6 protein-coding genes are annotated in these 7,783 nt (G+C 76.1%); 2 read left to right on the plus strand and 4 right to left on the minus strand.

Annotated features, from left to right (window positions below; genetic code table 11):
• Nucleotides 1–157 precede the first annotated feature (157 nt).
• Nucleotides 158–1,294: a molecular chaperone DnaJ gene (dnaJ, locus tag ACZ56B_RS18885; protein WP_159532617.1), complete on the minus strand. Its 1,137-nt coding sequence runs from the start codon at nucleotides 1,292–1,294 to the stop codon at nucleotides 158–160.
• The gene (hrcA, locus tag ACZ56B_RS18890; protein ID WP_468791274.1) at nucleotides 1,295–2,311 is read right to left on the minus strand and encodes a heat-inducible transcriptional repressor HrcA; all 1,017 of its coding nucleotides are present in this window, start codon (nucleotides 2,309–2,311) and stop codon (nucleotides 1,295–1,297) included.
• A 160-nt stretch (nucleotides 2,312–2,471) separates the two neighbouring features.
• Here hrcA and ACZ56B_RS18895 point away from each other — a divergent pair, with 160 nt between their 5' ends.
• Both ACZ56B_RS18895 and ACZ56B_RS18900 read left to right on the plus strand, forming a co-directional pair.
• Nucleotides 2,472–3,209, plus strand: coding sequence for an MBL fold metallo-hydrolase (locus tag ACZ56B_RS18895; RefSeq protein WP_468791276.1), 738 nt, complete (start codon nucleotides 2,472–2,474; stop codon nucleotides 3,207–3,209).
• 28 nt (nucleotides 3,210–3,237) lie between these two features.
• Nucleotides 3,238–4,044 (plus strand): DUF3097 domain-containing protein, encoded by an 807-nt coding sequence (locus tag ACZ56B_RS18900; RefSeq protein ID WP_468791278.1) that lies wholly within the window; start codon nucleotides 3,238–3,240, stop codon nucleotides 4,042–4,044.
• A gap of 99 nt (nucleotides 4,045–4,143) precedes the next feature.
• Here ACZ56B_RS18900 and hemW read toward each other — a convergent pair whose 3' ends face one another.
• Together hemW and ACZ56B_RS18910 are read right to left on the minus strand one after the other, a co-directional pair.
• The gene (hemW, locus tag ACZ56B_RS18905; protein WP_468791280.1) at nucleotides 4,144–5,376 is read right to left on the minus strand and encodes a radical SAM family heme chaperone HemW; all 1,233 of its coding nucleotides are present in this window, start codon (nucleotides 5,374–5,376) and stop codon (nucleotides 4,144–4,146) included.
• Nucleotides 5,377–5,414: 38 nt separating this feature from the next.
• Nucleotides 5,415–7,433: a SpoIIE family protein phosphatase gene (locus tag ACZ56B_RS18910; RefSeq protein WP_468791282.1), complete on the minus strand. Its 2,019-nt coding sequence runs from the start codon at nucleotides 7,431–7,433 to the stop codon at nucleotides 5,415–5,417.
• Between the last annotated feature and the right edge of the window lie 350 nt (nucleotides 7,434–7,783).

Consider the following 7,783-nt stretch of genomic DNA (forward strand, 5'->3'; position numbering starts at 1 on the left):
GCATGGTGTCACGTCCCCCGGACGCACCCGAAGCGACCCGTCCCCCGGGCGCGGGCCGCTTTCCGGAGCACCGCGGGAGCGGGGCCCGGCCGACCGTGCCCGCCCGGGGGTGCCCCCCGGACCCCGGCAGCGGCCGGCCGCCCCGCGACCGGGCGGCTCACCGCCCGTTGAAGGCGTCCTTCAGCCGCGAGAACAGTCCCTGCTGTCCCGGCTGGAACTGGCCCTGCGGGCGTTCCTCGCCGCGGAGCTTGGCCAGTTCGCGCAGCAGCCGCTCCTGCTCGGGGTCGAGCTTGGTCGGGGTCTGGACCTCGACGTGCACGACGAGGTCGCCCCGGCCGCCGCCGCGCAGGTGCGTGACGCCCCGGCCGTGCAGCGGGATCGACTGGCCGGACTGGGTGCCGGGCCGGATGTCGACCTCCTCCATGCCGTCCAGCGTCTCCAGCGGCACCTTGGTGCCGAGGGCCGCCGCGGTCATCGGGATGGTGACCGTGCAGTGCAGGTCGTCGCCGCGCCGCTGGAAGGTGGGGTGCGGCAGCTCGTGGATCTCGACGTACAGGTCGCCGGCGGGACCGCCGCCCGGCCCGACCTCGCCCTCACCGGCGAGCTGGATCCGGGTGCCGTTGTCGACACCGGCCGGGATCTTGACGGTGAGCGTGCGCCGGGAGCGGATCCGGCCGTCGCCCGCGCACTCCGGGCACGGCGTGGGGACCACGGTGCCGAAGCCCTGGCACTGCGGGCACGGGCGCGAGGTCATGACCTGGCCCAGGAAGGAGCGCGTGACCTGGGAGACCTCACCGCGGCCGCGGCACATGTCGCAGGTCTGCGCGCTGGTGCCCGGAGCGGCGCCCTCGCCGCTGCAGGTGGTGCAGACGATCGCCGTGTCGACCTGGATGTCCTTGGTCGTGCCGAACGCGGCCTCGTCGAGCTCGACCTCGATGCGGATCATCGCGTCCTGGCCGCGGCGGGTGCGCGAGCGCGGCCCGCGCTGCGACGCCGTGCCGAAGAACGCGTCCATGATGTCGGAGAAGTTCCCGAAGCCACCGGCGCCGAAGCCGCCCGCGCCGCCGCCGCCGGACTGCGAGAGCGGGTCGCCGCCGAGGTCGTAGACCTGCTTCTTCTGCGGGTCCGACAGCACCTCGTAGGCGGCGTTGATCTCCTTGAACCGCTCCTGGGTCTTCGGGTCCGGATTGACGTCCGGATGCAGCTCGCGGGCGAGCCGCCGGAAGGCCTTCTTGATCTCTTCCTGCGACGCGTCGCGGCGTACGCCGAGTACGGCGTAGTAGTCCGTGGCCACCTATGACTCCGCCAGGATTTGTCCGACGTACCGTGCCACTGCGCGTACCGCTCCCATCGTTCCGGGGTAGTCCATGCGGGTCGGTCCGACCACGCCGAGCTTGGCGACAGCCTCGCCGCCCGAACCGTAGCCGACCGACACGACGGACGTGGAGTTGAGTCCTTCGTGGGCGTTCTCGTGACCGATGCGGACGGTCACGCCCGGATCCTTCGCCTCGCCGAGCAGCTTGAGGAGCACCACCTGCTCCTCCAGCGCCTCCAGGACGGGCCGGATCGTGAGGGGGAAGTCGTGCCCGAAGCGGGTGAGGTTGGCGGTGCCGCCGATCATCAGCCGCTCCTCGTTCTCCTCGACGAGCGTCTCCAGGAGGGTGGACAGGACCGTCGAGACGGTACCGCGGTCCTCGGCCTCGAAGTCCTCCGGGAGGTCCTCCACCAGGTTCGGCACGTCGGTGAACCGGCGGCCCGCGACCCGGCTGTTGAGCCGTGCGCGCAGGTCCGCCAGGGACGCCTCCCCGAACGGGGCCGGGCAGTCGACCATGCGCTGCTCGACCCGGCCGGTGTCCGTGATCAGCACCAGCATCAGGCGCGCCGGCGCGAGGGACAGCAGCTCCACGTGCCGCACCGTCGAGCGGGTCAGCGACGGGTACTGCACGACGGCGACCTGCCGGGTCAGCTGCGCGAGCAGCCGCACCGTACGGGCCACCACGTCGTCGAGGTCGACGGCGCCCTCGAGGAAGTTCTGGATGGCGCGCCGCTCCGGCGGGCTCATCGGCTTGACGCCGGCGAGCTTGTCGACGAACAGCCGGTAGCCCTTGTCGGTGGGGATGCGGCCGGCGCTGGTGTGCGGCTGGGCGATGTAGCCCTCCTCCTCCAGCGCGGCCATGTCGTTGCGCACGGTGGCCGGGGAGACGCCGAGCCGGTGCCGCTCGGTGAGCGCCTTGGAGCCGACGGGCTCCTCGGTGCCGACGTAGTCCTGGACGATCGCGCGCAGCACCTGGAGTCTGCGTTCGCTGAGCATCGCGCACACCTCCAGTCGCTTCCGCCCGGTAACTTCCCTGGCACTCTTCGCACGCGAGTGCCAGACTTCCCCGGCCCAGTGTACGGCCGGGGGGTACACCTCGGGCAAGGCCGGTCCCGCGCCGCCGCGCCGGGCGGCACGGCGGCGGTAGCGTCCCCGTATGACCGTGACGTGGGAAGAGGCGGGGTGGGAGCGGGTGGCGCCCGGGGTGGGGCGGCGCCGGCTGCCGGGGTGGGACTGCACGGCGGGGCTCGTCGTCGGGGCGGACGCCGTGCTGCTCGTCGACGCGGGCTCGAGTCCGGGCGAGGGCGCACGGTTGCGGGCCGAGGCGCGGGCGCTCACCGGACGCCGTGTGACGCATCTCGCGCTCACCCATCCCCACTTCGACCACGTCCTCGGGGCCGCGGCGTTCGCGGACGCGGAGGTGTTCGGGGCGGCGGGGGCGGGCGCGGCGCCGGCGTACGGGCGGGAGGAGCTGCGCGCGGACGCGGTGCGCCACGGGCTGGACGCGCGGGTGGCCCGGGAGGCCGTGGACGCGCTGGTCCGGCCGCGCCACACGGTGTCCGGCGAGCGGACGCTCGACCTCGGCCCGGACGGCGGCCGGCCGGTGCTGCTGGCGGACGTGGGCCCGGGGCACACGGCCCACGACCTCGCGGTGCTGGTCCCCGGCGACCCGGTGGTGGTCTTCTGCGGCGACCTGGTGGAGGAGTCGGGCGAACCGCAGGCGGGCCCCGACGCCGTCCCGTCCCGCTGGCCGGCCGCCCTGGACCGGCTGCTGGAGCTGGGCGGCGAGGACGCGCGGTACGTCCCCGGCCACGGGGCGGTGGTGGACGCGGCGTTCGTCCGGGCCCAACGCGACGCCCTGGCGGCCCGTTTCGGCGTGTCACGCCACTCCTGACGGGCGGATTCCTCCTATCGTCAGCGGAATGCGCCAGTACTCCGCCGATCTGACCCCTCCGTGGAAGAAGCCGCAGCCGGTGCCCGAGGTCGCGGCCGAGCCCGGCCTGGTGGTGGAGGAGCCCGGCACCGGCTTCTGCGGCGCGGTGATCCGCTGCGAGGCGGGCACGGTGACCCTGGAGGACCGCTTCGGCAAGCACCGCGTGTTCCCGCTGGAGCCGCGCGGCTTCCTGCTGGAGGGCCGCCCGGTGACCCTGGTGCGGCCCGCCGCCGGCCCGCCGCGGCCCACCCGGACGGCGTCCGGTTCGGTGGCCGTCCCCGGCGCCCGCGCGCGGGTGGCCCGCGCGGGGCGCATCTACGTCGAGGGCCGGCACGACGCCGAGCTGGTCGAGAAGGTGTGGGGCGACGACCTGCGCGTCGAGGGCGTGGTCGTGGAGTACCTGGAGGGCGTCGACGACCTGCCGTCCGTCGTCGCGGACTTCGCCCCCGGCCCGGACGCCCGCCTCGGCGTCCTGGTGGACCACCTGGTCCCGGGCAGCAAGGAGTGGCGCATCGCCGAGTCGGTGACGAGCGAGCACGCCCTGGTGGTGGGCCACCCGTACGTCGACGTCTGGGAGGCGGTGAAGCCGGCCTCGCTGGGGATCCCGCGGTGGCCGCGGGTGCCGCGCGGGCAGGACTGGAAGACGGGCGTGTGCCGGGCGCTGGGGTGGCCGGAGGACACGGGGGCGGCCTGGCGGCACGTCCTGTCCCGGGTGCGGTCGTACAAGGACCTGGAGCCGGCCCTCCTGGGCAGGGTCGAGGAGCTGATCGACTTCGTGACCGCGCCGCCGTCCTGACCGGCCGGCCGCTCCCCGCCCCGGCTCCCCGCTCCCCGGACGCCGGGAGCGGCCCGGGGGCAGCGCCCCGGGGGCGGGTGGGGGCGGGGAGGCCCCCGTTCAGTCCACCAGGTCCCGCACCACCGCGTCCGCCAGCAGCCGCCCGCGCAGGGTGAGGGCCGCGCGGCCCTCCTCGTACGGGCCCGGCCGGAGCAGGCCGTCGGCCAGGGCGCGGCGGGCGGCCCCCAGGCCCTCCGGGCGGAGGAGGGAGAGGGGGACGCCCTCCTCGAGGCGCAGTTCGAGGAGGATCCGCTCCACCCGGCGGTCCTCGTCCGACAGGACCTCGCGCCCGGCCCCCGGCGACCGTCCCGCCGCCAGCGCCGCCGCGTACGCCCCGGGGTGCTTCACGTTCCACCAGCGCACGCCGCCGACGTGGCTGTGGGCGCCGGGGCCCGCGCCCCACCAGTCGGCGCCGCGCCAGTACAGCTCGTTGTGCAGGCAGCGGGCCGCCTCGGAGGTGGCCCAGTTCGACACCTCGTACCAGGCGAAGCCCGCCGCCGACAGGGTCTGCTCGGCGATGAGGTAGCGGTCGGCGTGCACGTCGTCGTCGGTCGCCGGGACCTCGCCGCGCCGGATGCGGCGGGCGAGCTGCGTGCCCTCCTCGACGATCAGGGCGTACGCCGAGACGTGGTCGGGTCCCGCCCCGAGGGCCGCGTCCAGCGAGGCCCGCCAGTCGTCGTCGGACTCGCCGGGGGTGCCGTAGATCAGGTCGAGGTTGACGTGCTCGAAGCCCGCCGCGCGGGCCTCGGCGACGCACGCCTCGGGCCGGCCGGGGGTGTGGGTGCGGTCCAGGACCCGCAGCACGTGCCGCCGGGCGCTCTGCATGCCGAAGGAGATCCGGTTGAAGCCGCCGGCCCGCAGGGTGGCCAGGTAGGCCGGGTCGACCGACTCCGGGTTGGCCTCGGTGGTCACCTCCGCGTCCGCCGCCAGCCCGAACTCGTCGCGGATCGCCCCCAGCATCCGCACCAGGTCCTCGGCGGCCAGCAGGGTGGGCGTGCCGCCGCCGACGAACACCGTGCGCACCTCGCGCGGGTCGTCGCCGAGGACCTTGCGGGCCAGGCGGATCTCGTCGGTCAGGGTCTCGGCGTAGTTGTCGCGGGAGGCCAGCACCCCGCCGGTGCCGCGCAGCTCGGTCGCGGTGTAGGTGTTGAAGTCGCAGTAGCCGCAGCGGGTCGCGCAGTACGGGACGTGCAGGTAGAACCCGAGGGGGCGGTCGGCGGCCCCGGCGAGCGCGGACGCGGGCAGCGCGCCGTCGGCGGGGACGGGCTCGCCGTCGGGGAGTGCGGAAGGCATGTGCTCCATTGTCCCGCACCCGGCGCGTCGCCCCCGTGTCACTCGGCCTGGAGCACCAGCAGGGCGAGGTCGTCCGCGGGCGGGAGGGCGCCGAACTCGTGCACGAGCCGGGTGATGCGTTCCGCTATCGGGCCGGCGTCCAGGCCCGCGCAGTCCGCCAGGGCCGCGGCCAGCCCGTCGCCGTCGTCGAACTGGCGGGAGCCGGAGCGCCGCTCGGTGACACCGTCGGTGACACAGAGCAGGGTGTCGCCGGAGCGCAGCTCGAAGGTCTCGCTGGTGTAGGTGACGTCCTCGACGACCCCGAGCAGGGTCTGCGGCCGGGCGACGGCACGGACCGTGCCGTCGGGGGCGAGCAGCAGGGGCAGGGGGTGGCCGGCGGAGGCGAGGGTGCAGCGGACGCCGCCGTCGACGGGGACGAGCTCGCCGTAGAGGAGGGAGAGGAAACGGGTCTGCGGGCCGTCGCCGGGGGCGGTCGGGCGGGCGCCGGCGGCGACGAGCGCGCGGGCGGCGGCGTCGGCGGCCTCCGTGGCGTCGTCGAGGAGCAGCTGGTTGAGGCGGTCGAGGACGTCGGCGACGCGGTAGCCCTCACGGGCGAGCAGCCGCAGCCAGGGCCGGACCAGCCCGATGACCACGGCGGCCTCCGGGCCCTTGCCCTGGACGTCGCCGAGGACGAAGCACCAGCGGTCCCGGCCGGCCGGGAAGAGGTCGTAGAAGTCCCCGCTCGGTCCGCCCTTGTCGTAGGGCTCGTGGACGAGGGCGCTGCGCACGCCCGGGATCTCGGCGACGGCGCCGGGCAGCAGTCCGCGCTGGAGCACCGCGCTGATGGTGGCCTGGCGGGCGTACTGCCGGGCGGCGCCGATGGCCAGGGCGACCCGGCGGCCGAGGTCCTCCACGAGTCCGGTGATCTCGTCGGGGAACCGGTCGATCCCGGCCCGCCCGATCACCAGGGTGCCCAGAGGGCGCCCGCCGGCGGCCAGGGGGTAGGCGAGGGCCGCGCCGGGCGGGTCGTGGGCGGGCGGGGCCGCGCCGGCGCCGTCGGGGGTGCCGGGCGCCGTGTCCGGCCAGGGATAGGGGACGGGGCCCGGGCACAACGGGTCGCCCGGCTGCGGGGGGTTGCGCTCCAGGGCCCGGCGCAGTTCCTCGACGCGGTCCTCGCCGGCGTGCCAGACCCGGGCCGGCGGGGCCCCGCGGTCCCGGGTCCCCTCGCCGTCCCGGACGCCGCGGCCGGTGGTCCCGTCCTCCAGCCACACCGCGCACCAGTCCGCCAGCCGGGGGACGATCAGCTGCCCGGTGAGCGCGGCGACCAGGTCCTCGTCCAGCTGGCCGGCGAGCAGGTCGGAGGCCTCGGCGAGGAAGGACAGGGCTCCGCGCCCCAGCCAGGCCCCGTCCCGCCCGGGCCGCCGGGCGAGCCAGTCGTCCCCGTACGAGCCGCCGCGCCAGGCGTCCCGCGCGTGCGCGCCGTGTTCCCCCTGCGCCCGGGCCCGCGTCCGGGCGTACGGCGGCTCGGGCGCGAGCATCTGCGCCACCCTCAGGTCCCGCGCCAGCGCGTGCTCCCCGGCGTACGCCTCGATCCGGTCGTCCGTCGCGCACCCTCCGGCGGGCAACCGCGCCCACACCGTCTTGGTGCCCGGACGGTAGGTGATCCCCCAGGCCTCGCAGAGCGTGGCGACGAGCGGCAGGCCGCGCCCGTACTCCGGGGCGTCGTGCGGCGGCGCCTCCGGCTCGGTGCCGCGCGGGGCGCGGGTGGGGTGCCGGTCGCCGACCTCGACGACGAGCGCGCCGGTCTCCTCCTCCAGCCGGCACGCCAGGTGCACGTCCGTCCCGGCGTGCACGACGGCGTTGGTGACGAGTTCGCTGGCGACCAGCGTGGCGTCCTCGCCGGCGCGGCCGGTGAGGTGCTCGGCGCCGGGCAGCCCGAGTTCCGCCCACTCGGTGAACGTCTTGCGCAGCAGGGCCCGTGCGGAGCCCGGCGCGAGGGGACTGGCGGGCAGAACCGTTTCCACCCGCGCCTCGCAGGCGCGCGGGGCTGTCTCCCGTTGCGTCGGAATGGCCCTCATGGGCAGCTCCCGGGCAGTTCGTACGAGCACTCCTCGATCGATGCCGACAGGGTGACAGACGGAACCCGCCCATGAGCACCGAGTTACCGAAGTGGGCCGCCGGGGAGGGGAACAATGCTCCACGCGCGGTCAGGAACGGACAGAAAGGCTGCCCGCTTCGAACAGCGGGGAAACCGGGGAGCCGCGGGCGGCGGAAAGCCCGGGCGGCGGCGGGGTGACGACGGGGGCGGGGGGGGGGGGGGGGGGGGGGGGGGGGGGGGGGGGGGGGGGGGGGGGGGGGGGGGGGGGGGGGGGGGCGAGGAGGGGGAGGGGGGGCGCTCCCTCACCCCGCCCCCACTGCCCCCCCCCCC

The organism is Streptomyces sp. NPDC034670, from assembly GCF_055574875.1.